A 26680-nucleotide genomic window follows, 5' to 3' on the forward strand; every position below is an offset into this window, starting at 1 on the left:
ATATATGAAAGGACCATTATTTTACTCGAAAATATTACTTTTTGGAGAATACGGAATTATTCGTGACTCAAAAGGTTTGTCTATTCCTTATAATTTTTACAATGGTGCATTGAAGAGAACTGAAAATCCTTCGGCGGAAGCCATTTCTTCAAACGCAAGTTTAAGCAGATTTACAGCATATCTTGAAACATTGCAAACAGAACAACCAGAATTGGTAACTTTTGATTTGGCTACTTTAAAGAATGATGTCGAAACAGGAATGTATTTTGATTCTAGCATCCCACAAGGATATGGAGTCGGAAGTAGTGGTGCTCTTGTTGCTGCTATTTATGATAAATATGCTCAAAACAAAATCACAGTTTTAGAAAACTTAACTCGTGAGAAATTATTACAGCTAAAAACTATTTTTTCTCAAATGGAGAGTTTTTTCCACGGAAAAAGTTCTGGATTAGATCCTTTAAATAGTTACTTAAGCATCCCGATTTTAATAAACTCTAAAGATAATATTGAGGCAACTGGAATTCCTAATCAAAGTTTTGACGGAAAAGGAGCTGTGTTTTTATTAGATTCAGGAATTGTTGGAGAAACTGCTCCAATGGTAAATATTTTTATGGAAAACCTAAAAGACAAAGGTTTCCGTACGATGTTAAAAAACCAGTTTGTAAAATATACAGATGCTTGTGTAGAGAATTTTCTACATGGTGACATGAAGTCTTTGTTTAGTAATACCAAAAAATTATCAAAAGTAGTTTTGAATAATTTCAAACCTATGATTCCTGAACAGTTTCATGGTATTTGGCAACATGGTATTGACACAAATGATTATTACCTAAAATTATGTGGTTCTGGCGGTGGAGGTTATATCCTTGGTTTTACCCAAGATTTAGAACGCGCTAAGCAAGCATTAAAAGACTACAAACTAGAAGTAGTCTACCAATTTTAAATACCGAATACAAATTCTAAGATTTTAGAATATTAAATAGTTACAATTTTTAGAGTCGATATATTCGGCTCTAAAAGTTTAATGCCACCAACGTGCCTTTTTTTCTTAAAAAATCATCACAATCTAGCAAGTTATTTAATATGAAAAGTATTTTAAGCATCCTCAAGTCAACTTTTATAGGTGGAATTCTTTTCTTGATTCCGTTAGCCTTAATCATATTCTTTTTTGAAAAAGGCTATCATATCCTACAAAAGATTACCATTCCTCTAGTCAGTAATTTACCAAAAGTAAAAGTATTAGGAATGGCTCTAGAAGAATTAATTGGCCTATTAATCATTATAATACTTTGCTTTTTAGCAGGATTATTATCCAAAAGCAGGCAAGCCAAATCTTTAGTTTCTAAACTAGAAAACAGCATTTTAAGTCTTATCCCTGGCTATTCGTTTATGAAGAACATGAATGAAAACATTATGGGCATTGAAAAATCTGAAGATTTAAAAGTAATTTTAGCACGCGTAGATGATGGATGGCAGTTTGCATTTTTAATTGAGCAAATCGACGAAGAACATTTTACTGTTTTTGTACCAGATGCCCCTAGCCCATGGACTGGTTCTATCTATTTTATGGAAAAAGAAAGAATAAAAGAAACCAAGATATCGCAAAAAGAGGCTTTAGTGTGCATAAGAAAATTAGGATATGGCTCTTCAAAATTATTAAAAGATGTACTTTAGTAATTTTAAAACCAATATATAATCTGTATCCTACAAATAACAATAACCTCTAACAAAAAAAATGTTAAGCCGACAGAATAAAATCTTAGCGATGAAAATAATAAGTCTGTTCTCTGTAATAAGAGGTTATAACATTCCTATTATTGTTATTGCACAATACTTATCGGCAATATTTATTTTGGCTCCCGAAAAAAGAGCTCTAGACATTATACTTGACTTCAACTTATTTTTAATAGTTTTTGCTTCGGCAATTACCATTGCGTCTGGCTATATTATTAATAATTTTTACGACAGCCAGAAAGATTTAATTAATCGCCCAAACAAATCTATGCTGGATAGATTAGTGAGTCAGAAAACAAAACTAAGTGTATATTTCACACTAAACTTCATCGCTGCATTAATGGCTTTGATTGTATCTTGGAGAGCATTCTTGTTTTTTTCGGCATATATATTCTTAATCTGGTTTTATTCTCATAAAGTAAAAAAGTACCCGCTAATTGGGAATTTAATGGCTGCTTTACTTGCTGTATTACCTTTCTTTGCCATATTATTATATTTTTACAATCAGATTTCTTTTGATGATTTAGAAAACCAAAGAGGTCATTTTGCAGTAATATCTGCTCATGCCGTTTTTTTGTTTGTACTATTACTAATTCGCGAAATGATAAAGGATTTAGAGAATCTAAAAGGCGACTTGGTTAACAATTACAAAACCATACCTATAATTTACGGAGAGAGAACTTCAAAAAAAATCATCACATTTTTAACTTTCCTTACCATTGTTCCTGTTTACATTCTGATAGAGATATATGATGTAGGTTATATGGACATTTATTTCTACACTTGCTTTATCGTTTTAATATTTTTCTTACTTTACCTTTGGAAATCAAATTCTAAGACACAATTTTTGCTTTTGCACAATGTCTTAAAATTTCTTATTGTTTCGGGTGTATTTTGTATTGTACTTATTAATCCAAGCGTTTTGTGGCATGGAAAAACTTTACTTTTAAAAATATAATTAATTCAAATTTTTCAGCATTTTTAGATAATTTTGGATTTAAAGGTTAGTAATAGTATTAAAAGCTATCAATCTAACAACAATCAAGTTACTACTATTAAGCAATAATAAACTATCTTTGCACAAATTACAGGATTTATGAATAATAAGGAAGGCAATAATAAAGGAAAAGGACCAAGAGCAAATAGCTCAAGACCTAACTCAAATAAGCCAAAACCTGCCATGCAAAAGCGTGCACAAGGGCCAAAAAAAGCGAAACCGATTACTAAGGTAGAGGAAGAAGCTGCTGCAAAAGCTGCCAAAAAACCGAATCAAGCACCTAAAAGACAAAAGGCTGCCGATGAGATTCGTTTAAACAAATATATTGCTAATTCTGGGGCATGTTCTCGCCGTGATGCAGATATCTACATCCAGTCTGGAAATGTAAAAGTAAACGGAGTACCTGTTACAGAAATGGGATACTTAGTAAAACCAGGTGATACCGTTAATTTTGACGGAGCAGTTTTGACACCAGAAAAAAAAGAATACATCTTATTAAACAAACCAAAAAACTTTACGACTGCTTTTGACGAAGGTCAGGAATACCGTAACGTATTAGAATTGGTTCGTGGTTCGACTAATGCAAAAATTGCAGCAGTTGGTAGAATGGATAAAAACACTACAGGATTATTATTGTTTACAAATGATACTGATATGCTTCGTAAATTTACTTTACCAAGCCAGAAATCATCTAAAATATACCAAGTTTCATTAGATAAAAACTTGAAATTTGAGGATTTAGAAAAAATAAACAAAGGATTAGTTCTTGACGGACACCGTGTTTTTGTAGAAGATATTAGCTACATCGACAATGAACCAAAAAGCGAAATTGGATTAAAATTACGTTCATCAAATGTAAAAGTAGTTCGATCTATTTTTGAACACTTTGACTACGATGTTTTACGTATTGACCGTGTATCTTTTGCTGGTTTAACCAAAAAGAATTTACCAAGAGGTAACTGGCGTTTTTTAACAGAACAGGAAATTATCAATTTGAAGAACGTATAATATCTTCAAATTATATATAAACGAGAGAATCCTATTTTACAAAAGTAAAATGGGATTTTTTTTTAACTTAAAACTAAAGAATATTATTCTTAAGAATTACTATTTGAAAAAATGTGATTGAAAATTGAGTTTGAAAATCTAGTTTTTCTTTTTTCTTCGACAACTTCGTAAGATGAGAAACCTAAGATAATCTTGATTCCGAGAGGAATACTATTTAAAACACCTCTTTTTTGCTCTTCTAGCAATAACTGGAGGTCTTCTTGCACTTGTTTTTTATAGCTAAAATAAGAAAGAACTAAAAGTGCTGAAAAATTTAATACTTCGCGAGCAGTTTCGCTTTTAATACCAACTTCGTTAGAGACCATTTCGGTAATTCGCCCCTTCTTGTTATCAAAAATCCGCTTTAATAACTTATTCCCTTCGTCTTTGTAACAATCATCGACAGATAACAATCTTCCGGATTCAAAATCTATTTCTTTATAAAAATCAGTAGCTCCTACAATCTCTACCAACTCATTATACAAACTGACTTCGTGTATTTTATTATAAACTCCTATTAAGATAGTTCCGATAGAAGCATCAATTGCTTTAATTAATAAGGCGTCATTTTCAAAATAAAATTTATTCAGTTTTGAAACAACATTTGAAGAAATAAAACGTCTAAGTTCAATTTGTAAATTTGGATTCATTAATCTGGATTTTTTAATTAAAAATAATTTATACCAATTATAAATAATCGACAAAGTGTGGCATTTTATCGTTTATGTGATAAATGTATGTAAAATAATAACATATCCAAAAAAAACGTTAAAAATTTTTCCTCTCATTTACTTTATAATTACATCTCTAAGCTACAAACCCAATAAAACCGCTAATACTCTAAATATCAATACAAACTAAAACCTTAAAAAAAATTAAGAATTTACACAATAATATAGCAAATCAACAGTTCTTTTTTCTTTTTTTCAGAAACAATCCAGTGTTAACAAATCCTATAATTAATTTTTAACAAAAACATTTCGAAGTTATAATTTAGATGAAAAATACTACTTCCGTTTTCCTCATTCATCATTGTCTTGCTATTTTATTCAGATACACATTTTAAGAAAAACTTCTTTCTATAATTGCTTTCAAAATACCATAACACTACAAAATCATTAAGCGTTTAGATGATTGGGATTTAAAACGAATCTAAAAAATTCAAAACACTCAATTACAACAAACTAAAAAGAATAAATTTTAGTAGGATTTAAGTTTTTCAAAACAAACAAAAGGAGAAAAAACTTTTTTTATATTAAGGATAGACACACTAAATCCTGTAATTTGCCTAAAATAGTCTTAAGTTATAAATAACGTGAAAAATAATAGAAAGAAAAACCTGTTTTTAGCATATTTAAATAGTTTAATGCAAAATTAAATTTTAATTTTAACCTTTTAAATTCGGTTTCACTTTATACCACAATATGGCAATTAACTTACAGAAAGGGCAAAAAATAAATATTGGCTTATTAGATATAACTATTGGCTTAGGTTGGGATCCAAATGAAGGCACAGGAAGCAATTTTGATCTGGATGCTTCTGCAATTATGATTAATTCTGAAAGAAAACTTCTGGATGAAGATTATTTTGTTTTCTATAACAATCTCAAATCTCCCGACGGATCTCTGGAACATTCTGGTGATGATCCAGACGGAAAAAGTAGCGATGGTGATGATGACGAAGCTATAAAAATTGACTTGACAAAAGTTGACCCAAGAGTAAAAGAAATCTTATTTGTAGTTACAATTGAAGATTACGAAAGAAGAAAACAAAACTTCGGACAAGTTAGAAACTCATACATAAGAATCGTAGACAATTCCACCCGAGAAGAAATAGCTAAATACGAGTTAGACGAAGATTTCTCGATAGAAACAGGAATAGAATTTGGAAGGCTTTATAAAAGAAATGAACAATGGAGGTTTGAAGCTTCGGGGATAGGATACAGAGCCGATTTAGGTTACTTTTTAGAAAAGTATTATTCTGGTGAAATCATCAAATAATTTCTAAACCTAGCCCAAAAACCCATTCGTTCATTAATAATTACAGAAACAAATTGTTTTACCATTCAAAAAAACTCCTTTGAAGTGTTTTGAAACATTAAAATAAAATGTTTTTAATTAAAATTAAAAGCTTGAAAATAAATTACACAAACCACAGTCACCTTTCTTTTGATTTATGGCTAACATTAATAAAATCAAATCCCGAATTTAAAAGTAAAAGAAACTTACTATTCAAAGACTTTTTTGATGTAGATACTACAATCGAAAAGGTTAATGATGTTGTGCGTTATTATGATGCTTTATGCAATAACATAAACGAAAGAACTGGATTAAATATCGACACTTACGAAATTTACTATCTTATTCTTAGCGCACTAAATGTCAATATTAATGATTATGACACCACAAAATTAGAATTGTTTTATAAAGAAACTGAATTATTATTTTTAAAATATAAACCTGAGCTTCTTTATGATAACATCCCACAACTTTTTAAAGAAATAACTCAACAAGAAAAGACAATTAATTTATTAAGCAATACAGCTTTTATAAAAGGGAATACGCTTAGAAAAATACTGTCGCATTACGAACTGGATTCTTTCTTTAAATTTCAGATTTATTCGGATGAAGTGGGTCTTTCTAAACCAAATAACGAAATATTTCAAATGGTTTTTAACCAAGCAAATGAAATTAAACCAATAACCAAAAAAGGAATACTGCATGTAGGAGACAATATTGTGGCCGATTACAACGGAGCTATAAATTTTGGATTTGATGCACACCTATTAAAATTATAAAAGTGAATAAGAACTATAGTTTACATAAAATTCTTGAAAAAGATAATTGCCCTTTTCAGGAAACAGAATACAGCCGATTTAAGTTTGGAGATAAGTTTTATGCAGAGAAATTTGCAAAAGAATTATTTGATGGCTTCGTAAATGAATATCATGACTTGATTTTATCTGATCAGGAAATTGTCATTCTTCCAAGTCCGTATTTATCGATACCAACTGCTTCTAACTTCTTGTGTTATTACTTTAAGAAACACCTTAATGCTTTCTTATTTAAAAACAACAAAAAAGCATCTATCGAATCTAAAATATACCGAAATCAAACCTACGTTACCGATTATGGGAATTTAGATTTTGAAGAAAGAGTACGATTAATATCGAATGATACGTATTATATCGACAGGAATTTTATCGAGGGAAAACTTTGCATTTTTGTAGATGATATTAAAATAACCGGAAGTCACGAACATACGGTAAACAAAATACTAAATCAGTACAACGTAAATGGTGATTTTATATTTTTATATTTTGCTGAGTTAATAAACAAAGACATTCATCCTAATATAGAGAATCATTACAATTATTTTTCGGTTAAGAATGTTGAGGATATAGCGAGTATTATAAACAGCGACCATTTTCAGTACAACACTCGAATTGTAAAGTTTATATTAAGTCTTAATGAAGATGAATTTGCCTATTTGGTAAACAATATATCTACAAAGAAAAGCAATGATTTATTTCATCTTGCGATAAGTAATAATTACCATCAGATTATAGAATACAAGAACAATATTAACGTAATAAAAATAGATTAAACTATGGCTATCAATTTACAAAAAGGGCAAAGAGAAAACATAAATGCCCCAAAATTCACAATTGGTTTAGGATGGGATACAAACAACAGCTCAACAGGATCTGGATTTGATCTTGATGCATCTGTGTTTATATTGGGTGAGAACAAAAAAATAATTTCTGACTCTCATTTTATCTTTTACAACAATTTAAAATCACCAGACGAGTCTGTAATACACACAGGAGATAACTTAACTGGAGACGGAGATGGAGATGATGAGCAAATAAAAATAGACTTTACAAAAATTGATGCTGCAGTAAAAGAAATTTGCATTGTAGTTACGATTCACGATGCTGTAGCCAGAAAACAAAATTTCGGGCAAGTTCGTAATTCATTCATCAGAATTGTAGATGATAGCAATAATACCGAAATGCTGAAATACGAATTAGAAGAAGATTTCTCTATAGAAACAGCAGTAGAATTCGGAAGAATATACAATAAAGACGGACAATGGAAATTTGAAGCTATTGGCGCAGGAATGAAAGGCGGATTAGAAGATTACTTAAATAAATATAACTAAGATTATGGCAATTAATTTAGAAAAAGGACAACGTATCAATCTTGAAAAAAGTAATGGTACAAAATTACAAAACATTTGTGTAGGAGTAAATTGGGGTGCAATCGAGAAAAAGGGGCTTTTCGGAACAAAAAAAGAGCCAGTAGATTTAGATGCAAGTTGTGCCGTTTATGACGACAAAAAAAATCACATCGACTCTGTAAATTTCAGAAAACTACAATCAAACGACCAAGCTATCAAACATAGTGGTGATGATTTAACTGGAGATATTAATGGAGACGACGGATTAGACAATGAAGTTATTACTCTAGATTTTTCTAGATTATCACCTTCTGCAAATCACGTTGCTTTTTTCATCAACAGTTTTAGAGGTCAGGATTTTAAAGATATTCCTTTTGCATCTATTCGCATCTACGAAGGAACTCCAACAAGAGTTAGTCAGGAATTTGCTCGTTATGATGTTGCAAACGATTCTTCTTTTGCAGGTAATGTATCTATGGTACTTGGTGTTTTTTACAAAAGAAACGATGAGTGGAAATTTAGTGCAATTGGTGCTCCAACAAGAGATAAAAAACTAGAGGAAACAATCCTTACAATTCAACAAAACCACTTATAAAATAACATGATAGATAATCAATTAGTTACACAGGAAAATCTTGCGTTAATTGACAAAGATGGAAATGTAAACTTGGCTACAATTACCGAAGCTGAAGTAAATAGTTACAAATCGATTTCGAATCAGTTAAATGAAAACGACGCCAATTCTATCTTGAATTATGGTGCCGAAATTCAAAACTCTATCGCCAAACAAAGTGATACCTTCTTAACCAACGTTAGAACATATAACTCTGGAGAAGTAGGAACTTTGATTAACGATTTATTGACAGAATTAAATTATGTAGATATTGATCAATTAGATCAAGGTCCGTTTAAAAGATTTCTTTCTAAAATTCCAATCCTTAATAAATTAGTTACGGATGTAAAAAAATTATTCCAGCAATACGATAAAATTACTGTAAACATAGACAAGATCAGTAATAAGGTAAAAGCAGGAATGATAAACTCTGTAAAAGACAACAGCGCACTACAAACTATGTTTGATGGTAATGTTGGACTTATCAAGGAGATGGAAAAACACGTTATTGCAGGACAAATTCGTTTTAAAGAATTAAACGAAGAACTTGCAGTAATGGAAGCTAACACAGCACAATATCAGGATTATCAAATTTCGGACAAAAGAAATTTCATAAATCGTCTTGATAAGCGTTTAGCCGACATGAAAATTGTTCGTTTTATAATGTTGCAATCTCTTGCGCAAATACGTGTGGTACAAAACAACAACACCTCTATTGCCGAAAAAGCGCAATCTATCTTAACGACAACAATGCCAGTTTGGAAAAACCAACTTACATTAGCCGTTGCTTTACAAAGACAAAAACAGAATATCGAAATTCAGCGTAAAGTATCTGAGACAACAAATACCATCTTGCAGAAAAATGCCGAAATGCTAAAACAAAACAGCATAGAAGTAGCAAGAGAAAATGAAAATACAATTGTCTCGCTAGAAACATTGAAAATGACAACAAAATCTTTAATAGACACGTTGACAGAAGTAAAACAAATTCACGAACAAGGTACAGAAACCAGAAGACAACTAGACGCTGGATTACAAAGCCTTGAAACCGAATTAAAAAAAGGTGTTATAAGCTAATTGAACATAAGAAATCAATTAAATGCAAGAGGAAGAGGAACGGTTCGTTCAAATAATAAAAGATAGTAACAGGAGACTTGTGATTTTAGAATTGTTAGCCAATTTCTTTAATCACAGGGACCTTGTTAATACCTTAATAAAAACAAAAATAATCCACTCTCTTTTTCAAAACAACCGCACATTAGACATTAATAAATTAGAATTATTTCACATTCAGTTTACAAATAGTCTCATTGATTTGTTTCAGAAAATCAAGAAATCAAAAGAACAACAATATCTTTTAATTACTGATGAAATATATATTAATGATGACGTTGTTTCTAAATTAAAAGTCGAAATCGGAGAAGCCAAGTTTGCCAAGCAAACACAAGTGCACGCTCTAAATATGTCTAAAAAAATTGAACAGCTCTATCAATTATTTGCAACAGAAAAAGAAGATTTTTTTAACTGGAATGAGATTACGATATTTTCAGATAGTGTTCAATCCGAATATTATAGAGAAATAAATCTGGAACAATACGAGCAGCTCACACCCGCTAGCAATAGTTTGTATGAAAACTCGTTTGTTAAGTTCGAAAGAAAACTTTTAGGAAGATTAAACATTCTTAAATTTAAAATCAAATTCATGTGTGGGCTAGTTTATAATAATGAAGTTGTCGAAGCGTATGAATTTAGAGATTCAAACGACAAATTTATTTTTATTGCCAAAGACAAATCCTTCTATTTTCTAGACCACGAAAGAGCAAAAGGAATTGATTTTTCAAAAAATAGCTCATCAAAAGAGCAAATCGTAATGGAGTTAACAGCAAAAAATGCTGATTTAAAATTAGAGCTTAGTACAATAAAAACAATACTACCAGATACAGTTCAAGAAGTATTAAAAGAGTATCTGGACAAAATTTCATCTGTAGATTTTCTTGATGAGTTACAAAATGTAGATGAACAGACCAATATTTTAAAAACAATGTTAAATATTAATATAAATTAAAAACATAAAATGGCAATTAATTTAGAAAAAGGACAAAGACAAAGCATCGATGCACCAAAATTTACTGTAGGATTAGGATGGGATAGTAATTCTAGCAGCACAGGAGAAAGTTTTGACTTAGATGCATCAATATTTTTAGTTGGAGCAAATGGTAAAATTCCTAGTGATAACCATTTCGTTTATTACAACAACTTAAAATCACCAGATCAGGCAGTAATACACACCGGAGATAACTTAACTGGTGCTGGCGACGGAGACGATGAAAAAATACAAATAGATTTATCAAAAATTGCACCCGAGGTAAACGAAATCTCGTTTGTAGTTACGATACATCATGCCGATACAAGAAGACAAAATTTTGGACAAATACGTAATTCGTTTATCAGAATCCTAGATCAATCGAATGTAGAATTGGTTAAATACGAACTAGACGAAGATTTCTCTATAGAAACTGCAGTAGAATTTGGAAGAATTTACAAAAGAAACGAAGAGTGGAAATTTGAAGCAGTAGGTATAGGAATGAAAGGTGGTCTACAAGATTATTTAAACAAATACAACTAAAAACACATGGCAATTAATTTAACCAAAGGGCAAAAAATTGACTTAAGAAAATCAAGCGGAGAATCATTAACCAGTTTTTGTGTTGGTGTAAACTGGGGAGCTATAGAAACCAAAGGATTCTTAGGTTTATCAAAAAACGTAAAAGATGTAGATCTTGATTTGAGCTGCATATTAGTAGATGACCAGAACAAACTTTGCGATCATTTATATTCTCCATTATACCGTCTTGAGGCTTTACAACAATTTGGGTTAACCAAAGGTAAATTATTAAGCAACGATGGTGCATTAAAACATACGGGAGATGATCTTGCGGGAGATAAAGGTGGCGATGATGGCTTGGATAATGAAATCATAACCGTAGATTTGTCGAAAATTAATGCAAAAGTAACCCAGATATTTTTCTTTTTGAATAATGCTGGAGCCGAAGATTTTTCGCAAATACCGTATGCAAAAATAAGAATGTACGAAGGAACGCCAACAAAGGTAATTTCGGAGTTCGCAACCTATAATGTTTCTGCCGATAGACAATACACAAAAAAGCGTTCTATCATCATGGGAAAATTATACAAACGCGATAACGAATGGAGATTTAGTGCAATTGGTGATCCTACAGAAGATACTTTTTTGGGGCAAACTGCCCAAAGAATACTTCAGTCTTATTTATAATAAATAAACAAATAAATCTAAATAAATAATAAATCTCAACTTAATAAACAATAATGAACGAACATCCCATTTTCTCAGAACATCCTGGATTAATAGCAATATTTGCAATCGCAGTAGTTATAATGCTATTATTAGATTTAGGTATTTTCAACAAAAAAAGTCATGTCGTAACCAATAAAGAAGCTATCTCCTGGTCATTAGTATGGATTAGTTTAGCAATGGGTTTTAGTGGTTTAGTATACTATTATGCAGGTGCAGCCAAATTTTACGAATTTCAATCGGCGTATTGGATCGAGAAAGCACTATCTGTAGACAACCTTTTTGTGTTTATCCTAGTATTCAAATTTTTTGATGTACCAAATACCAACAAACACAAAGTCCTATTTTGGGGTATTATAGGAGCATTAGTCCTAAGAGCGATATTTATATTCTCGGGAGCTTTTTTAATCGAATTAACCTATTTAAACAAGCTTTTAAGCCTAGTTGGAGTCGAAGGATTCAAATACGATATTAACCTAATCATGACAGCCTTTGGATTATTCCTTGTTTATGCAGGTATAAAATCATGGTCATCAGGAAACGAAGACGAAGACGAAGATTACAACAATACAAGAGGAGCACGATTAATTAGAAAATTCTTTAGCGTAAGCGATAAATACGACGGAGACAAATTCTTTACGTACGAAAACGGAAAAAAACTAGCAACACCACTTTTAGTAGTTGTAGCGGTTATCGAGTTTACAGATTTACTTTTTGCAGTAGATTCAATTCCTGCAATTTTTGCAATCTCAAATGATCCGTTTATCCTTTATACATCAAACATTTTTGCAATTCTAGGACTAAGAGCATTGTTCTTCTTACTAGATAATTTCATCCATTTGTTTAGCAAATTACAATACGGTTTAGCAATAATCCTTGCCTTTATCGGGGTTAAAATGATTATTTCGCCATTCTACCACATCGAATCAATTTATTCGTTAATTGTTATTGCAGGAGTATTAATAATATCAGTAATACTATCGGTTATGTTTCCAGAACCAAAAGAAGCATAATCCCAATATATCTAAATAGAAAAAGACCTCAATTGAGGTCTTTTTTTATGCGTTATAGTTTCTAACCTTTATCACCTTTTAGCCTTTTCATAAAGAAATATAAAGTAGAGTTAAACCCATATATGCGCTCAATTACAAAATAAATCTTGTGAATTTTGTTGTTATGATATTTTCATAGTCCTTCCAAACTTTTAAATCATGAACGAAAACAGACTTTCAAAAGAAACAGAATTAAGATTAACAGATTTTTTCAATAAATCAATAGACTCAAAAAGCATGGCAAAAACAATTCGCCAAGTAAACTATACTCTTTCATTATGTCTAATAAGAGGATGCGAAACCGCAGCATCAGAAATAAAAAACATCGAAGACAATTTCTATTGGCTCAACAAATTAGCCGAAACCCTAGATCCTTATTTAGATGCAGAGTGAAGAAAGGTTTTTTTTGCGTCCAGTTTGTCATTTCGAAGAATGAGAAATCTCCGCGGGTAACTCGACAATCAGGAAAAACTTTGCGTTAATTTCTTGCGGAGACCCTTCCTGCGTCAGGGAGACAAGATTGCGAGAAACAAAAAATATCTACATACAAGTTTGCACACTAAACAACCACAAACTTTTGTCAGGCTGAGCGGAGTCGAAGCCCCGCAAGTAACTCGACAATCAAGAAATAATTTATTCTCTAAAGATTTTTTCAGGAGCTATTTCCTGCTATCATTCCAAATCTTTTTTATTGAGAAAAACAATAAAAAGGGATTTTCCCTTCTATCAGGGCTAGAAATGGAACTTTGGGGATATACAATACTTGTGGGCAGGGAAAGGATTTTCATGTTATCGGGTTCAATAAATTAGTCGAAACTTTAAATGCTTATTTGTATGTTAAGTAAAGTAATTGATAATTAAATCACTCCATTACGGAAATTCGTAAAATGAATAATTTATTACTGACTATATTTGTGTCAATTATTAATTTAAATCATTAAAAATGAAAAAAATACTACTCTTAATCTTCTTTATTTCAACCTTAGTAAATGCACAGGAAACCGAATTTTCCTTTGACAATATAAAAGGAATGACGGATTTTGTAGTGATTCCTTCAGAAGGAAAAAATGCTTCAGAAATTTATAAAAAAATTACCGAATGGATAAAAACAACTTATAAAAACCCTGACAAAGTAATACTTTCAACTATAGAAAATGAATATATAAGATTTGAAGGTAGTTCAGAAACTTTATACTCTGCGAATATTATTATGTTAGGAAAGACATATTATAATTCAAAATATCAAATAGAAATTTCAATAAAAGACAACAAGTATAAATTTGATTTAATAAGTATGCAAAATTATTACCCTAGAAGTCAATATTCTGCTGGTGGCTGGACTGACAATATAATTTTCAATAGTAATACTACAAAGGAAGGTTTAGCAACTTTTTACAAAAAAGACGGAAGTCTAAAAAGTATGTGGAAATACTTACCTGAAGTTCCAACTTATTTTAATGAATTAAATAAATCAATGCTTGAAAGTATTAATTCAAGAGTCAAAAAAAATGACAACTGGTAACGATAATTAAAAAAATATATTAAGTCATTTACAAAAAAACACTTTAAAAACTAAAACTCCCTAAGTCTTTCATTCAAAACACTTAAAGAGTTTTAGTACAGATATCTAAGATTCAAATCTATCATTAGTAAATAAACTATAATTTACAAAATACTATCAGAAAATATCTCGCAAAGTCTATCAGTCCAAACAAAACCTGTTGATGAAACATTTAAAACAAACCAACCTAATCCGACAGATAAATAAAGATGTTTTCGAATATGCTCTACTTGATTTAAATCTATATTTCTCCAATTTTTCAAAGCCAAAATATCACTCATTGGTAATTTTTCTATGACGAATGAAATTCGCCAAAATTCATCATTTGAGATTATATCATTACCAACAAGAGCGAATGTTTTTCCAAGAAGTCGGGCTTTTGAACCTGTTTCTAATTTATCAATTATTGCAATTAATTTTTCACCAACTTCTAATTGATAGTCACCCTCTTCAAGTTTTTTTATAATTTTCTTTCTACTGCTTTCTGACAAAACAGATGATTCTTTAAGAAAATGCATCATCTTACGTAAAAATAGATAATCATTTACCGCAACACCCGTTTTCCAAATCCCAATCAATGAGCCAATTATTGGAAAATCTTTCAATACTCCATTTTTTAAAATTGAGTCAATTGATATTTCTGTTATATCAATTCCTATTTTGGATAAATCAGAATCAGTAATAGTTTGAATTAGAGAATTGGGAAGCTCTTTATCGTTATTATTCATCATTTTTTATTTAAGTTCAATAAATCATATATAATAAAATTGATAAATTAGAAATCCTTAGAGAATTTACTAATTTATCAAATATAGGAAAGAATTATTTTAAATTAAGATAAAAGTACTCCGATAGCACGGAAACTCATTCCGTGTCCACAACAATAAAACCCAATGCAAATACTATATATAAAACCAATAAATATATTTAAATGTATCAATGGAATGAAAAACAAAAAAGCTTCTGATTTCTCAGAAGCTTTTTTTTTAGTGCGGATAATAGGACTCGAACCTACACGCCTTGCGGCACCAGATCCTAAGTCTGGCATGTCTACCAATTTCACCATATCCGCTCAATTGTGGCGCAAAGATAATCATAACTTCTAATTATCAAAATCCGATGGCATAAAATTCATTCCGTGCCCACTATAATAAGACTCAACGAAGATATTCGCTATAAAACAAACCAAATCTTTATCATAGCATCCACATTCCTTTTTTAATACCCTGAGAATTCCTACTTTTAAATAATATTATTTAATCGAACAAAAATGAAAAAGGAGATTCTGGAGCAAATCAAAAAATTAGGCGGAAATATCGACAATATAAAAGGCAAATCACTTCAGGAAGATTTACAATCTATAACTTTTGATACCGTTTTGTATCGCCGACCAACAGATACACCTTGGGCAACCGCCGAAGAAGAAGAACCCATTTACGGAATAAGCGATTTCATCAACGAAAACGAAACTCTTTTTAAAGCGAACAAAGAAGATTTTTACGATAAAATAATTCAAAAATATTTCAAATTAACAGACGAAGGATTAGGTCAGATGTTTTGGCAAGTTTCACCTTTTACACCTTTCAAAGAAGGCACAGAAGATTTCGCCGAATGGAACGATGATTTTAAAGACGAAGAAACAGATTTAAGCGAAATCATCAAAGTAACAAATGACCCAACACCCGATTTTATTCTGCTTATTTCAAGTTATGGTTTCCCAGACCATTATTATATATGCTTATCCGATCCCAATCCCGAAAACCCAACTTTATTTGGTACAGATCACGAAGTCTTTTTCAGAGAAGTTTCTAACCAAGGAAACTTACAAGATTTCATGAATACTTTTATGACAAAAGAAGAATTGCTAGAGATTATAAAGAAAAGAATTGAACACGCTTAGATAAAAACAAAACCTTTATTTGGTTACGCATAAAATAGAACGCAGATAAAACGGATTTACTCTGTAAAGACGCGGATTAATCACGGATTTTTTATTTAACATTATTAAATCCGTCTTTTTCTGCGTCTTCGCGATAGCGAATCCGTTTCATCAGCGTAACTTTTTTTAAAGACAAACTTAGTCGAAGCGCTATACGCCTATTTTTAAACGCAAAGCTCGCAAAGAGAAAAACGCAAAGGTTCGCAAAGCTATTGATTAAACTTTGCGAACCTCTCTTTTATACTTTGTGCACTTTGCGGTAAATCAACCCCAACCTTTAAAAACTCATCCCTAAAAAACAACATTTCAGTAACGTAAAGGCATAAAAAAAACCTTAATTATTTGAAATCAAATAATTAAGGTTTGTAAGTAAGTAGTGCGGATAATAGGACTCGAACCTACACGCCTTGCGGCACCAGATCCTAAGTCTGGCATGTCTACCAATTTCACCATATCCGCGCAATTGTGGGTGCAAAGATAATCATAACTTCTAATTATCAAAGCATTTTTGAAAAAAAATATTAATTCTATTTTTCGTATTTTTGAAATTCTATAAAAATCAATTTAAATGGACACTATAAAAGCATACGTTCAACAACACAAGGAACGCTTTATCAATGAGTTAATCGAATTATTAAAAATTCCATCCGTAAGTGCCGATACTGCATATTCTCAAGACGTAATTGACACATCCGAGGCTGTAAAAGCAAGTTTAGAGAAAGCGGGATGCGATTTTGTCGAAATTTGCGACACTCCGGGCTACCCAATCGTGTACGGAGAGAAAATAATCGACCCAAATTTACCAACCGTATTAGTTTACGGACATTATGATGTACAACCACCAGACCCGATGGAATTATGGACATCTCCCCCATTTGAACCAGTTATTAAAAAAACCGAAATTCATCCAGAAGGAGCAATATTTGCTCGTGGTGCTTGCGACGACAAAGGACAAATGTACATGCACGTAAAAGCATTAGAATATATGGTACAAAGCAATACTTTGCCTTGTAACGTAAAATTCATGATAGAAGGTGAAGAAGAAGTAGGATCTAAGAGTTTAGGATGGTTTGTAGAGCGTAATCAGGAAAAACTTAAAAACGATGTGATATTAATTTCCGATACCGGAATGATTTCTAATCAGCAACCATCTATCACAACAGGATTACGTGGTTTAAGTTATGTAGAAGTTGAAGTTACAGGACCAAACCGCGATTTACATTCAGGTTTATACGGTGGAGCAGTTGCAAACCCGATAAATGTATTGGCAAAAATGATTGCTTCTTTACATGACGAAGACAACCATATTACAATTCCAGGATTCTATGACAATGTCGAAGAATTATCGCTAGAAGAAAGAGCCGAAATGGCAAAAGCACCTTTTAGCTTAGAGAAATACAAAAAAGCTTTAGACTTAAATGATGTTTATGGCGAAAAAGGATATGTAACCAACGAGCGCAACTCTATCCGACCTACACTAGATGTAAACGGAATTTGGGGCGGATACACTGGCGAAGGAGCAAAAACAGTTATTGCAAGCAAAGCTTTTGCAAAAATATCAATGCGTTTAGTTCCAAACCAAGATTGGGAGCATATTACCGAATTATTCTCGAAACACTTTACAAGCATTGCACCAGCAGGCGTAACTGTAAAAGTTACTCCACATCACGGAGGTCAAGGATACGTAACACCTATCGATAGTATTGGTTATAAAGCTGCAAATATGGCTTACACCGAAACATTTGGAGTTCCAGCAATTCCTGTTCGTTCAGGCGGAAGTATTCCGATTGTAGCCTTATTCGAAAAAGAACTAAAAAGCAAAACAATCCTTATGGGCTTTGGTCTTGATAGCGATGCGATTCACTCACCAAACGAACATTTCGGAATCTTCAATTACCTAAAAGGAATCGAAACTATTCCGTTATTTTACAAGTATTTTGTAGAGCTTTCTAAAAAATAAGCTAATCGTAAGATCTAAATAATGCAGAAATCTTTGTCAAAGTTCAAAACTTTTACAAAGATAAAACTCCAAAAATCCGTTCAGCAATGAGCGGATTTTTTTTATGCATTTACATTAAGGTCGCAACAAATCTTTGTCAAAGTTAAAACCCAATTAATCCTCGATTTTTTTTGGGCGTTCCTACGGTCGGGCTATCCGTTATATCTTTTTATTTTTAAAGAAAAATAAAAAGGATACCACTCCTATCCCTAACGCAAGAAAAGGTTTAATAATACAATGGAATAGTTATTCCTTTCATTTCTTAATTTCTATCCTATTTTTGACCATAGTCCTCGGTTTTAACCGTGGGATACAGATCGCGATAATGCATTGCGTTCCAACGGTTAAAACCGTTGGCCATGTTTACAATATGTCATTTGTGTTTGCAATCAGTAGTCAATCCATTAATCTGATTTACCCTTGCTAGCGTGACCGTACCATAAATCAACACATAGTTTCCGACAATATATAAAAAGATTCTGTTTGTGTTCACGAGCGAGACGCTCGCGTCAGCAAGAGGAAAAACCTTTGTCCCTCTGAACCTCTGTTCCTTTGAACCTTCTTCCCTATTAACTCCTAAAAATCAAAAACTTAAAAAATAATTTGGATATTAAAATTTAATCTCTACATTTGTAGAGCAAGGTATCTTTTTGTAGAGCAAAACAAATTTTATGAGCCGGTATATCCTATTATTAATTTACATGACAATGCTTTCGGGATGCAAGAGCAAACCGATTAATCAGAAGATTGACAAAAAGAAAGAAGGCGTTTGGATAGAGAGTTACACACAAGATAGCATTACATACAAATCATTTGAATACTATCGTAAAGACGAACCAGTAAAAAAATGGAAATCTTACGTGAACAATACGATTTATAAAACAGAGAAATACCGTGGCAACAGTTGCAAAGTCAAATATTATTACCCTAACGGAAAATTACAATCAAAAGGGAAAACCAAATTAGAAAAGAACCAAGAACAAATACATTGGTTTTATTATAACGATTGGAAATATTATGATGCAAAAGGCAAACTAACCGAAACAAGAAAATACAATAACGGAGAATTAACCTCTGATATAAAAACAGATAAATCAAACCATTAAAACCAAACACAATGCAACTTACCAACTCCGAAGAACAATTAATGCAACACCTTTGGCAACTAAAAAAGGCGTTCATGAAGGATTTGCTCGAAGCATATCCCGAACCAAAACCTGCAACAACAACCATTGCAACCTTATTAAAAAGAATGATTGATAAAAAATTTGTTGCTTACAACGAATTTGGGAACTCCAGAGAATATTATCCATTGGTAAAAAAAACCGATTATTTCTCTAAACACGTAAACGGATTGATTAGTAATTTCTTTAACAATTCGGCGTCGCAATTTGCTTCTTTCTTTACCACCGAAACCAATTTATCGACTTCGGAACTGGAAGAACTCAAAAAAATCATTGATACAGAAATTCAAAAAAAGAAAAAATGATAGCCTATATCCTAAAATCGTCATTACTTCTTATAATCGTATTTGCGATATATAAGCTTTGGCTAGAAAATGAGAAAATACATAGTTTCAACCGACTCTATTTGCTAGGCAGTTTAGTTTTTGGTTTAATCATGCCGCTACAACTCTTTTCGTTTGACACAAAAATATCAAAAGCAATAAACTCCATTCAATTGCCCGAAATGGTAATTAATAATAACGCACAAAACCTAAATTCAATAACCAATAATCAGGCAATCATTTATAGTTTATTGGCTCTATATATAATTATTGCGCTATTACTAACCGTCCGTTTTGCAGTGAATTTGTATTCTTTTCATAAAAAGACAAAATACAACAAATCACAAATCATCAATAACCAAAAAGTGGTTTTGGTGCCAGAAACCATATTACCACATTCGTTTTTAAACACCATCTTTTTAAACGAAGATGATGTAAAAAACAATCTAATCGACTCACAACTTATTGCGCACGAAACAGCACATATAAAGCAAAAACATTCGTTAGACATTATTTTTATCGAAGCGATACACATCCTCTTTTGGTTTAATCCAATCTTTATACTCTACAAAAGAGCCATCAAATTAAATCATGAATTCTTAGCCGATGAAGCGGTAATAAATCAATCAGAATCCGTTTCACATTATCAAAATTTACTATTAAAAATGGCTTCAAACCAAAGCCAAATTGCGCTTGCAAGTTCTATTAATTTTCAAATAACCAAAAAACGTTTACTTATGATGACAAAAAAAGAATCCCGATTAAGAGCAATATTAAAAACTACGATAGTAGGTTTTGCATTTGCCACGTTATTTTTTGCTTTTAACACGACAACAATTGCACAAGGAAGCAATCGAAAAGCACTGAACGAACCACCAACATTACGCGCTGATTCTACCGAAAACATTCAGCAACCAGAATTTCCGGGCGGAATGACAGAATTTTATAAATTCATTGGTAAAAACTTCAAAATCCCTAAAGAAGCTTCTAAAAATAAAGTATCAGGAAAAGTAATCATCGATTTCTATGTAGAAAAAGACGGTTCATTATCCGATTATAAAATAACTAATGACTTAGGCTACGGATTGGGAGATGAAGTTATACGTGTATTAAAATTATCTCCAAAATGGAAACCAGGCACAATAGACAATGAACCAGCTAGAGTAATGTACAAATTACCAATAACCGTACAAGAAGATAAATAAAAAACAATTAATTTAGCAAGAAAAGAATTATGAAAACAAAGCCCCAACAAAACTACAAGGCTATTATCCTTTTTATTCTATTACTTGCTTTTAACAACAAAGGTTTCTCACAAGAATCTAAAGAAAATTCTAATTTAAAAAAATGGGAAGATGTTGAAGTAAAACCCGAATTTCCTGGCGGCATAGAGGAATTTCACAAATTTGTTGCATATAATTTCAGAACATCAGAGACTGAACCATCTGGAGAAATCATTGGTAAATTTATTATCGAAACCGATGGATCATTATCTAACATTGAAATCATAAAAAATGAGGTCGGACCTATATCAGGAAAAGAACTTATTCACGTCTTAAAACTTGCACCAAATTGGACTCCTGGATCAAATCATGCAAAACCAGTAAGAGTATTATTTAGCAGTCTTCCAATTACAATTAAAACTCCTCAAAAAGGATAAATAAAAAAATCCGCTTCGAGTGCCAGAAGCGGATTAAATAAAAAACTAAAAAAAATTCTAAAAAAAATTTTCAAAAAACTGCTAACTAAGAAGTTTATCGGGATTATATCCAAAATAAGGCATAACCTGCTCATGGAATACTACTCCGTATTCTTCTAACTCTTTTAAAATCGGCAAATACACCTCTTTATTTATTGGTAACTGAACTCCTGGAGTTGTAATCTTACCATTTAGTATTAACAAAGTAGCCATTGCAACAGGCAATCCTACTGTTTTTGCCATTGCTGTATACGTTTGATCATCTCCGATACAAACCATTTTTGAATCTATTTGTGTATCTACACCATTTAATCTATATCCGAATTTATGGTACATTACAATCATATCTTTATCATGTGGCTCCAAAGTCCAACTATCTGAAAGAATTTTTTCGAGTATCTGAGCCGGTGTACCGTCTTTTAAGCCAACAATTTTATTAGGATTAAACAAGTCAAGCTCAACAAGTTTATCCCACATAATATCGTCTTGATCTATTTTAAGAATCAAACGCATTTTTATTTCTACAGAATCTGTAGGGTGATAAGGCAAAAATGAATTTACAAACTGACGGTAACTCATAGTTTCAGAATGTTCCATAACATAACTATCATCGGTCATTCCTAATTGCACAAACATATTCCAAGCTTTAGAGAATCCGACTCTTCTTATCGTTCCGCGATATAAAGTAAGAATATTTTCAAGACCATAAATAGATCTATATTTTAATGAATCACGATTAGAATACGCTTCAAATTTTCCGTATCCTTCTACTTCAAGAAATTCGGTTCTACGAAACAAATTACAATAAGGTATATATTTATAAGTACCTTCTTGTATAAATTTGGCTGCTCCACCCTGTCCGGCCAAAACCACATTACGAGGCAACCAGCTAAATTTATAATTCCATAAATTATTATCCGATTCAGGAGCTACAAGTCCGCCGCAAAAAGATTCAAACAATAACATGTTTCCACCTTTCTCTCTTATTTCATCGATTACCTTCATGGCACTCATATGGTCAATTCCAGGATCAAGTCCAATTTCATTCATAAAAATCAAATTGTTGGCTTTTGCTTCCTTGTCCAATGCCTGCATAGCGTCACTTATATAAGACGCAGTAACCATGTGCTTTTGGTAAAGCAAACAATCTTTAGCAACTTCTACATGTAAATGAGCTGGCAACATCGATATTACAATGTCTGCCTTTTGTATGGCAAGCTTACGCTGTTCTTCATCAAAAATATCTAATGCAATAGGAGTCGCATTAGGATGTTTATTGGTTTTCTTTTCGGCAAGAGCCAAAGACAAGTCACCTATAATAAGATGCAAGTTCTCCTTTTCGGATTTATCCAATAAATATCGTATCAATGACGACGCAGATCTGCCTGCTCCAATAACTAAAACTACTCTCATAATTTACATATATAACACAAACATACAATAATGTTATATTCATAACAATTAAAAAATGTTAAAAAAATGAACTATACATTATTTTAAACCAAAAATAAACAGAATTTATCTTTTTAAAAGAACTCAAAATATTTCAAAAAGTTGTCATAAATATTTTTCACCGTGAAAGTATTAAACCTATTTTTGTAACAACTAAATTATTATTGTAATGGATAAAAAAATAATTGCAACAGGTGCTTTTTTCGGAATGTTAGCTATCATTTTAGGAGCTTTTGGAGCTCACGCTCTAAAAAAAGTCTTATCAATAGAAGAACTCGTAACTTTCGAAACAGGCGTACGTTACCAAATGTACCATGCCTTCTTTTTATTTTTTGTAGCCACACGAAAAGAACTTTCACAAAGAACATTAAAGGTTATTTACAATCTTGCTGTAGCAGGTGTTATCTTATTTTCAGGTTCTATTTATTTACTTGCAACGAATAATCTTACATCATTCGACTTTAGAATTATCGGATTCGTAACACCAATAGGCGGACTCCTATTAATTCTTGCTTGGACTGTGCTATTTGTTAAAATTATTAAACAAAAGTCATAAAATTCGTTATATAAAATTTTATCTGAAATATAATATCTAATTTTACAGTCTATAAAGTAAAACATACACAACTTATAAATTTATGGACAATCAAACGTTATCAACGCAATCGATTTCGCTAAATGAGTTAGGGATTAAAAATGCAACAATTCATTATCAGTTATCAGCTGACGAATTACACAACATTACGATACAATCAGGTCAAGGTGTAGAGGACTCAACAGGTGCATTAGCAATTAATACTGGTACATTTACAGGACGTTCGCCTCAAGATCGTTTTATTGTAAAAGATAGTATTACAGAAGACCAAGTTTGGTGGGGAAAAGTAAACATTCCTTTTGAACCAGCTGCCTTCGAAAAATTATACAACAAGGTAACTCAATATTTATCTGACAAAGAAGTATTTGTTAGAGATTCTTACGTTTGTTCAGACCCGAATTACAGATTAAATGTACGTGTTGTTACCGAAACAGCATGGTCTAACTTGTTTTGCTACAATATGTTTTTGCGACCAGAAGCAGAAGAATTGGCAAACTTTACTCCTGAATGGACAGTAATTTGTGCTCCTAGCTTTATGGCAGATCCTGCAGTAGACGGAACAAGACAAAGTAATTTTGCAATTTTGGACTTTACCAAAAAAATTGCTCTTATTGGCGGAACAGGATATACAGGAGAGATGAAAAAAGGAATTTTTTCGGCTTTAAACTTCATCTTGCCAGTATTTAAAAACACTTTACCAATGCACTGTAGTGCCAATGTTGGTAAAGATGGTGATACAGCTATTTTCTTCGGTTTATCAGGAACAGGAAAAACAACTTTATCTGCAGATCCAGATCGTAAATTAATCGGAGACGATGAACACGGATGGACTAATGAAAACACGGTATTTAATTTTGAAGGTGGTTGTTATGCTAAAGTAATTAACCTTACTGAAGAAAACGAACCAGACATTTTTAGAGCTATCAAAAAAGGTGCTTTATTAGAGAACGTTGTTTTTAAACCAGGTACAAACGTGGTAGATTATGATGATATCTCGATCACACCTAATACAAGAGTTAGTTACCCTATTACCCATATTGATAATATTCAACCAGGTTCTATAGGTAAAAACCCTAAAAACATTTTCTTCTTAACAGCAGATTCTTTTGGTATTTTGCCTCCAATCTCGAGACTTACTCCAGGACAAGCTGCTTACCACTTTATTTCTGGTTATACTGCTAAAGTTGCTGGAACAGAAGCTGGTGTAGACGAACCTCAACCTAATTTCTCAGCTTGTTTTGGAGCGCCATTTATGCCGTTACACCCAACTCGTTATGCAGAAATGTTGAGCAAAAAAATGAAAGATGCCGATGTAAAAGTTTGGCTTATTAATACAGGATGGACTGGCGGAGCATACGGAACTGGAACTCGTATGAAACTAAAATACACTCGTGCTATGATTACTGCCGCTTTAAACGGAGAATTAGACGATGTAGCATACGAAAACCACGTGGTTTTTGGAATTGCAAAACCACAAAGTTGTCCTAATGTACCTAGCGAAATATTAAATCCTAGAAATACATGGGCAGATCCAGCATTATACGATGTAAAAGCAAAAGAATTAGCAGAGAAATTCAAAGCTAATTTCGCAAAATTTGAAGAGTTTGCAAATGCCGAAATTATGGCAGGAGCACCAATAGCATAATATAAGGTCTTTACTAATTCAAACAAAAAGAGCTGTTCAATCGAACAGCTCTTTTTTATTTATACATGTTTTTAGTATCAGTTTTCAGTCGCACTTTTCAGTCGCAGTGAGCAGTTCCCAGTATTCAGTGTCAGTATTCACTCTCAGTATTCACTCTCAGTTTACTTACTGTATTTATAAAGGAAACCGTAACTTATGACTGCAACTGAAAACTGCAACGGAAAACTGGAACTGTATACTGCGACTGAAAACTGAATACTTATTTCTTCACTTGCGCATCAATACGTTTTTGCACAGAATCCCAACTATAATAATGAAACGTCATTCCGTTGCTCATTGCTACAAAAAGACCGTTTTTATAAGCTCCTCCTAAATTCAGATTCGTTACATCGGCACCATCACACTCAATTGTCGAAGTAGGAATTTCGGCAAGTAAAGGGTATTTATTCGAATCTCCATTAGCTCCTTCTCTAGGAAAAACCATAAACGTATTAGCTTGTTGGTTAGAAACTAAAATATATCCTGTTGTTGGCGTTTTCTTGTAAATAGCAATTCCTTCATTATCTGCTTTAAAATCTCCTTTCCCGAAAACAGCTAACTCAACATCTTTTTGTTTGCTCTCTGGGTCAGCAACATATTTCCTGATACCAAATTGCTCATCGCAATAATAAACCATTCCTAACTCATTATCTACAGCAATCGCTTCAATCTCTTTTTTTCCGCTATATGCTCCAAACTTACGAACTACTTTTCCGCCAACAATTCCGTTACCAATATCTGATAACTGATATTGCCATAAATAACTCCCCGAAGTCCCCGATTTCCTACCTACAATAGCAAATATAGCATGATCACTTGGTCGAGTGTACAAAGCAATTCCCATAGGATCACGTAATGACTCACCATCAAAAACAGAAATTCCGCCATTGTCTATAGGCTTTAAATCTGGCAAGCTAAAAACCCTGATTTTATTAGTTTCTCTTTCAGTAGTAACCGCAACATCTATTTTCTTTCCGTTAACAATTAAACCATAAGCAATATCTACGTTATTTGGTCTTTTTAATGTTTCTGATTTCGTTATGATTTTACCATTCAAATCAAAAGCATACAATGTACCATCAGTATCTTTATCTGTACCTACAATGATACTTTTAGATGCATCTGTAGGATGTATCCAGATAGAGGGATCATCGGTATCATGCGGAAGTGGTTCTGTAACCGCTGTTGGCTTAATAGCGTCTTTACGAACTGGTGCTAACTTGCTATCGCAAGAAATTAAAAAAGCACTCACAAGGAGTAATATAAATTTATTTTTCATGTTGTTATT

General features: G+C 32.1%; 28 protein-coding genes and 2 tRNA genes. 24 read left to right on the top strand and 6 right to left on the bottom strand.

Annotated features, from left to right (window positions below; all coding sequences use genetic code 11):
* Positions 1-4 precede the first annotated feature (4 nt).
* From IW20_RS10730 to IW20_RS10745, 4 genes are all read left to right on the top strand, one after another.
* Positions 5-943: a mevalonate kinase family protein gene (locus tag IW20_RS10730; RefSeq protein WP_035621827.1), complete on the top strand. Its 939-nt coding sequence runs from the start codon at positions 5-7 to the stop codon at positions 941-943.
* A 140-nt stretch (positions 944-1083) separates the two neighbouring features.
* Entirely contained in the window at positions 1084-1674 is a 591-nt protein-coding gene (locus IW20_RS10735; protein WP_035621829.1) for a DUF502 domain-containing protein, read from the top strand.
* A gap of 61 nt (positions 1675-1735) precedes the next feature.
* Positions 1736-2692 carry a geranylgeranylglycerol-phosphate geranylgeranyltransferase gene (locus IW20_RS10740; RefSeq protein ID WP_035621831.1) on the top strand — a complete coding sequence of 319 codons (957 nt, stop codon included), beginning with the start codon at positions 1736-1738 and terminating at the stop codon, positions 2690-2692.
* A gap of 138 nt (positions 2693-2830) precedes the next feature.
* Positions 2831-3739, top strand: coding sequence for a pseudouridine synthase (locus IW20_RS10745; protein ID WP_035621833.1), 909 nt, complete (start codon positions 2831-2833; stop codon positions 3737-3739).
* A gap of 89 nt (positions 3740-3828) precedes the next feature.
* Here the strand turns inward: IW20_RS10745 and IW20_RS10750 are convergent, their stop codons facing one another.
* Positions 3829-4428 carry a DUF937 domain-containing protein gene (locus IW20_RS10750; protein WP_035621835.1) on the bottom strand — a complete coding sequence of 200 codons (600 nt, stop codon included), beginning with the start codon at positions 4426-4428 and terminating at the stop codon, positions 3829-3831.
* 774 nt (positions 4429-5202) lie between these two features.
* Between IW20_RS10750 and IW20_RS10755 the strand changes: the two genes are divergently transcribed.
* The 12 genes from IW20_RS10755 (at position 5203) to IW20_RS10815 (ending at position 14478) form a co-directional block, all read left to right on the top strand.
* Positions 5203-5778, top strand: coding sequence for a TerD family protein (locus IW20_RS10755; RefSeq protein WP_035621837.1), 576 nt, complete (start codon positions 5203-5205; stop codon positions 5776-5778).
* Between the two features lie 131 nt (positions 5779-5909).
* Positions 5910-6575, top strand: a complete 666-nt coding sequence (locus IW20_RS10760) for an HAD family hydrolase (RefSeq protein ID WP_035622212.1) — start codon at positions 5910-5912, stop codon at positions 6573-6575.
* Between the two features lie 2 nt (positions 6576-6577).
* Positions 6578-7384, top strand: coding sequence for a phosphoribosyltransferase family protein (locus tag IW20_RS10765; RefSeq protein WP_035621839.1), 807 nt, complete (start codon positions 6578-6580; stop codon positions 7382-7384).
* Between the two features lie 3 nt (positions 7385-7387).
* Entirely contained in the window at positions 7388-7942 is a 555-nt protein-coding gene (locus tag IW20_RS10770) for a TerD family protein (protein WP_035621841.1), read from the top strand.
* 4 nt (positions 7943-7946) lie between these two features.
* Complete coding sequence (locus tag IW20_RS10775; protein ID WP_035621843.1) at positions 7947-8555, top strand: TerD family protein; 609 nt, start codon at positions 7947-7949, stop codon at positions 8553-8555.
* Between the two features lie 6 nt (positions 8556-8561).
* On the top strand, positions 8562-9650 hold the full coding sequence (locus IW20_RS10780) for a toxic anion resistance protein (RefSeq protein ID WP_035621845.1): 1089 nt from the start codon (positions 8562-8564) through the stop codon (positions 9648-9650).
* Between the two features lie 22 nt (positions 9651-9672).
* Entirely contained in the window at positions 9673-10638 is a 966-nt protein-coding gene (locus IW20_RS10785; protein WP_035621847.1) for a hypothetical protein, read from the top strand.
* 9 nt (positions 10639-10647) lie between these two features.
* A complete protein-coding gene (locus IW20_RS10790; protein ID WP_035621849.1) occupies positions 10648-11199 on the top strand; it encodes a TerD family protein in 552 nt (183 codons plus the stop codon).
* A gap of 6 nt (positions 11200-11205) precedes the next feature.
* Positions 11206-11865 (top strand): TerD family protein, encoded by a 660-nt coding sequence (locus tag IW20_RS10795; RefSeq protein WP_035621850.1) that lies wholly within the window; start codon positions 11206-11208, stop codon positions 11863-11865.
* A 53-nt stretch (positions 11866-11918) separates the two neighbouring features.
* Positions 11919-12917, top strand: coding sequence for a TerC/Alx family metal homeostasis membrane protein (locus IW20_RS10800; protein ID WP_035621852.1), 999 nt, complete (start codon positions 11919-11921; stop codon positions 12915-12917).
* A 198-nt stretch (positions 12918-13115) separates the two neighbouring features.
* Complete coding sequence (locus tag IW20_RS10805) at positions 13116-13349, top strand: hypothetical protein (RefSeq protein WP_035621854.1); 234 nt, start codon at positions 13116-13118, stop codon at positions 13347-13349.
* 550 nt (positions 13350-13899) lie between these two features.
* A complete protein-coding gene (locus tag IW20_RS10815) occupies positions 13900-14478 on the top strand; it encodes a DUF4468 domain-containing protein (protein ID WP_035621859.1) in 579 nt (192 codons plus the stop codon).
* 143 nt (positions 14479-14621) lie between these two features.
* Here the strand turns inward: IW20_RS10815 and IW20_RS10820 are convergent, their stop codons facing one another.
* Positions 14622-15248 carry a hypothetical protein gene (locus tag IW20_RS10820; RefSeq protein ID WP_165571426.1) on the bottom strand — a complete coding sequence of 209 codons (627 nt, stop codon included), beginning with the start codon at positions 15246-15248 and terminating at the stop codon, positions 14622-14624.
* Positions 15249-15507: 259 nt separating this feature from the next.
* Positions 15508-15589: transfer RNA gene (locus IW20_RS10825), tRNA-Leu, on the bottom strand.
* A gap of 198 nt (positions 15590-15787) precedes the next feature.
* On the opposite strand from IW20_RS10825, the gene IW20_RS10830 reads away from it, so the two are divergent.
* Entirely contained in the window at positions 15788-16417 is a 630-nt protein-coding gene (locus IW20_RS10830; RefSeq protein WP_035621864.1) for a hypothetical protein, read from the top strand.
* A gap of 416 nt (positions 16418-16833) precedes the next feature.
* Here IW20_RS10830 and IW20_RS10835 read toward each other — a convergent pair.
* A tRNA-Leu gene (locus IW20_RS10835) sits at positions 16834-16915 on the bottom strand.
* Between the two features lie 109 nt (positions 16916-17024).
* Here IW20_RS10835 and IW20_RS10840 point away from each other — a divergent pair.
* From IW20_RS10840 to IW20_RS10860, 5 genes are all read left to right on the top strand, one after another.
* On the top strand, positions 17025-18416 hold the full coding sequence (locus IW20_RS10840) for a dipeptidase (RefSeq protein ID WP_035621867.1): 1392 nt from the start codon (positions 17025-17027) through the stop codon (positions 18414-18416).
* 710 nt (positions 18417-19126) lie between these two features.
* Positions 19127-19561, top strand: coding sequence for a hypothetical protein (locus tag IW20_RS10845; RefSeq protein ID WP_035621870.1), 435 nt, complete (start codon positions 19127-19129; stop codon positions 19559-19561).
* Between the two features lie 11 nt (positions 19562-19572).
* Positions 19573-19944, top strand: coding sequence for a BlaI/MecI/CopY family transcriptional regulator (locus tag IW20_RS10850; RefSeq protein ID WP_035621872.1), 372 nt, complete (start codon positions 19573-19575; stop codon positions 19942-19944).
* On the top strand, positions 19941-21167 hold the full coding sequence (locus tag IW20_RS10855) for a M56 family metallopeptidase (RefSeq protein WP_035621875.1): 1227 nt from the start codon (positions 19941-19943) through the stop codon (positions 21165-21167). The genes IW20_RS10850 and IW20_RS10855 overlap by 4 nt, the downstream gene beginning before the upstream one ends.
* Before the next feature lie 29 nt (positions 21168-21196).
* Positions 21197-21622: an energy transducer TonB gene (locus IW20_RS10860; RefSeq protein ID WP_051885703.1), complete on the top strand. Its 426-nt coding sequence runs from the start codon at positions 21197-21199 to the stop codon at positions 21620-21622.
* Between the two features lie 81 nt (positions 21623-21703).
* Here the strand turns inward: IW20_RS10860 and IW20_RS10865 are convergent, their stop codons facing one another.
* On the bottom strand, positions 21704-23074 hold the full coding sequence (locus IW20_RS10865; RefSeq protein WP_035621878.1) for a saccharopine dehydrogenase family protein: 1371 nt from the start codon (positions 23072-23074) through the stop codon (positions 21704-21706).
* A gap of 208 nt (positions 23075-23282) precedes the next feature.
* Between IW20_RS10865 and IW20_RS10870 the strand changes: the two genes are divergently transcribed.
* The gene (locus tag IW20_RS10870; protein ID WP_035621881.1) at positions 23283-23669 is read left to right on the top strand and encodes a DUF423 domain-containing protein; all 387 of its coding nucleotides are present in this window, start codon (positions 23283-23285) and stop codon (positions 23667-23669) included.
* An 82-nt stretch (positions 23670-23751) separates the two neighbouring features.
* On the top strand, positions 23752-25353 hold the full coding sequence (gene pckA, locus IW20_RS10875; RefSeq protein ID WP_035621883.1) for a phosphoenolpyruvate carboxykinase (ATP): 1602 nt from the start codon (positions 23752-23754) through the stop codon (positions 25351-25353).
* A gap of 259 nt (positions 25354-25612) precedes the next feature.
* Here pckA and IW20_RS10880 read toward each other — a convergent pair whose 3' ends face one another.
* Positions 25613-26671: a phytase gene (locus IW20_RS10880; protein WP_035621886.1), complete on the bottom strand. Its 1059-nt coding sequence runs from the start codon at positions 26669-26671 to the stop codon at positions 25613-25615.
* Positions 26672-26680: the final 9 nt, after the last annotated feature.

It is taken from the genome of Flavobacterium hydatis (assembly GCF_000737695.1).
GTDB lineage: Bacteria > Bacteroidota > Bacteroidia > Flavobacteriales > Flavobacteriaceae > Flavobacterium > Flavobacterium hydatis.

Excerpts from the sequence above, each read along its gene's own strand:
- IW20_RS10730 (WP_035621827.1), top strand. The coding sequence starts at position 5 with ATGAAAGGACCATTATTTTACTCGAAAATATTACTTTTTGGAGAATAC.
- IW20_RS10735 (WP_035621829.1), top strand. The coding sequence starts at position 1,084 with ATGAAAAGTATTTTAAGCATCCTCAAGTCAACTTTTATAGGTGGAATT.
- IW20_RS10740 (WP_035621831.1), top strand. The coding sequence starts at position 1,736 with ATGTTAAGCCGACAGAATAAAATCTTAGCGATGAAAATAATAAGTCTG.
- IW20_RS10745 (WP_035621833.1), top strand. The coding sequence starts at position 2,831 with ATGAATAATAAGGAAGGCAATAATAAAGGAAAAGGACCAAGAGCAAAT.
- IW20_RS10750 (WP_035621835.1), bottom strand. The coding sequence starts at position 4,428 with ATGAATCCAAATTTACAAATTGAACTTAGACGTTTTATTTCTTCAAAT.
- IW20_RS10755 (WP_035621837.1), top strand. The coding sequence starts at position 5,203 with ATGGCAATTAACTTACAGAAAGGGCAAAAAATAAATATTGGCTTATTA.
- IW20_RS10770 (WP_035621841.1), top strand. The coding sequence starts at position 7,388 with ATGGCTATCAATTTACAAAAAGGGCAAAGAGAAAACATAAATGCCCCA.
- IW20_RS10775 (WP_035621843.1), top strand. The coding sequence starts at position 7,947 with ATGGCAATTAATTTAGAAAAAGGACAACGTATCAATCTTGAAAAAAGT.
- IW20_RS10780 (WP_035621845.1), top strand. The coding sequence starts at position 8,562 with ATGATAGATAATCAATTAGTTACACAGGAAAATCTTGCGTTAATTGAC.
- IW20_RS10785 (WP_035621847.1), top strand. The coding sequence starts at position 9,673 with ATGCAAGAGGAAGAGGAACGGTTCGTTCAAATAATAAAAGATAGTAAC.
- IW20_RS10790 (WP_035621849.1), top strand. The coding sequence starts at position 10,648 with ATGGCAATTAATTTAGAAAAAGGACAAAGACAAAGCATCGATGCACCA.
- IW20_RS10795 (WP_035621850.1), top strand. The coding sequence starts at position 11,206 with ATGGCAATTAATTTAACCAAAGGGCAAAAAATTGACTTAAGAAAATCA.
- IW20_RS10800 (WP_035621852.1), top strand. The coding sequence starts at position 11,919 with ATGAACGAACATCCCATTTTCTCAGAACATCCTGGATTAATAGCAATA.
- IW20_RS10805 (WP_035621854.1), top strand. The coding sequence starts at position 13,116 with ATGAACGAAAACAGACTTTCAAAAGAAACAGAATTAAGATTAACAGAT.
- IW20_RS10815 (WP_035621859.1), top strand. The coding sequence starts at position 13,900 with ATGAAAAAAATACTACTCTTAATCTTCTTTATTTCAACCTTAGTAAAT.
- IW20_RS10820 (WP_165571426.1), bottom strand. The coding sequence starts at position 15,248 with ATGATGAATAATAACGATAAAGAGCTTCCCAATTCTCTAATTCAAACT.
- IW20_RS10830 (WP_035621864.1), top strand. The coding sequence starts at position 15,788 with ATGAAAAAGGAGATTCTGGAGCAAATCAAAAAATTAGGCGGAAATATC.
- IW20_RS10840 (WP_035621867.1), top strand. The coding sequence starts at position 17,025 with ATGGACACTATAAAAGCATACGTTCAACAACACAAGGAACGCTTTATC.
- IW20_RS10845 (WP_035621870.1), top strand. The coding sequence starts at position 19,127 with ATGAGCCGGTATATCCTATTATTAATTTACATGACAATGCTTTCGGGA.
- IW20_RS10850 (WP_035621872.1), top strand. The coding sequence starts at position 19,573 with ATGCAACTTACCAACTCCGAAGAACAATTAATGCAACACCTTTGGCAA.
- IW20_RS10855 (WP_035621875.1), top strand. The coding sequence starts at position 19,941 with ATGATAGCCTATATCCTAAAATCGTCATTACTTCTTATAATCGTATTT.
- IW20_RS10860 (WP_051885703.1), top strand. The coding sequence starts at position 21,197 with ATGAAAACAAAGCCCCAACAAAACTACAAGGCTATTATCCTTTTTATT.
- IW20_RS10865 (WP_035621878.1), bottom strand. The coding sequence starts at position 23,074 with ATGAGAGTAGTTTTAGTTATTGGAGCAGGCAGATCTGCGTCGTCATTG.
- IW20_RS10870 (WP_035621881.1), top strand. The coding sequence starts at position 23,283 with ATGGATAAAAAAATAATTGCAACAGGTGCTTTTTTCGGAATGTTAGCT.
- pckA (WP_035621883.1), top strand. The coding sequence starts at position 23,752 with ATGGACAATCAAACGTTATCAACGCAATCGATTTCGCTAAATGAGTTA.
- IW20_RS10880 (WP_035621886.1), bottom strand. The coding sequence starts at position 26,671 with ATGAAAAATAAATTTATATTACTCCTTGTGAGTGCTTTTTTAATTTCT.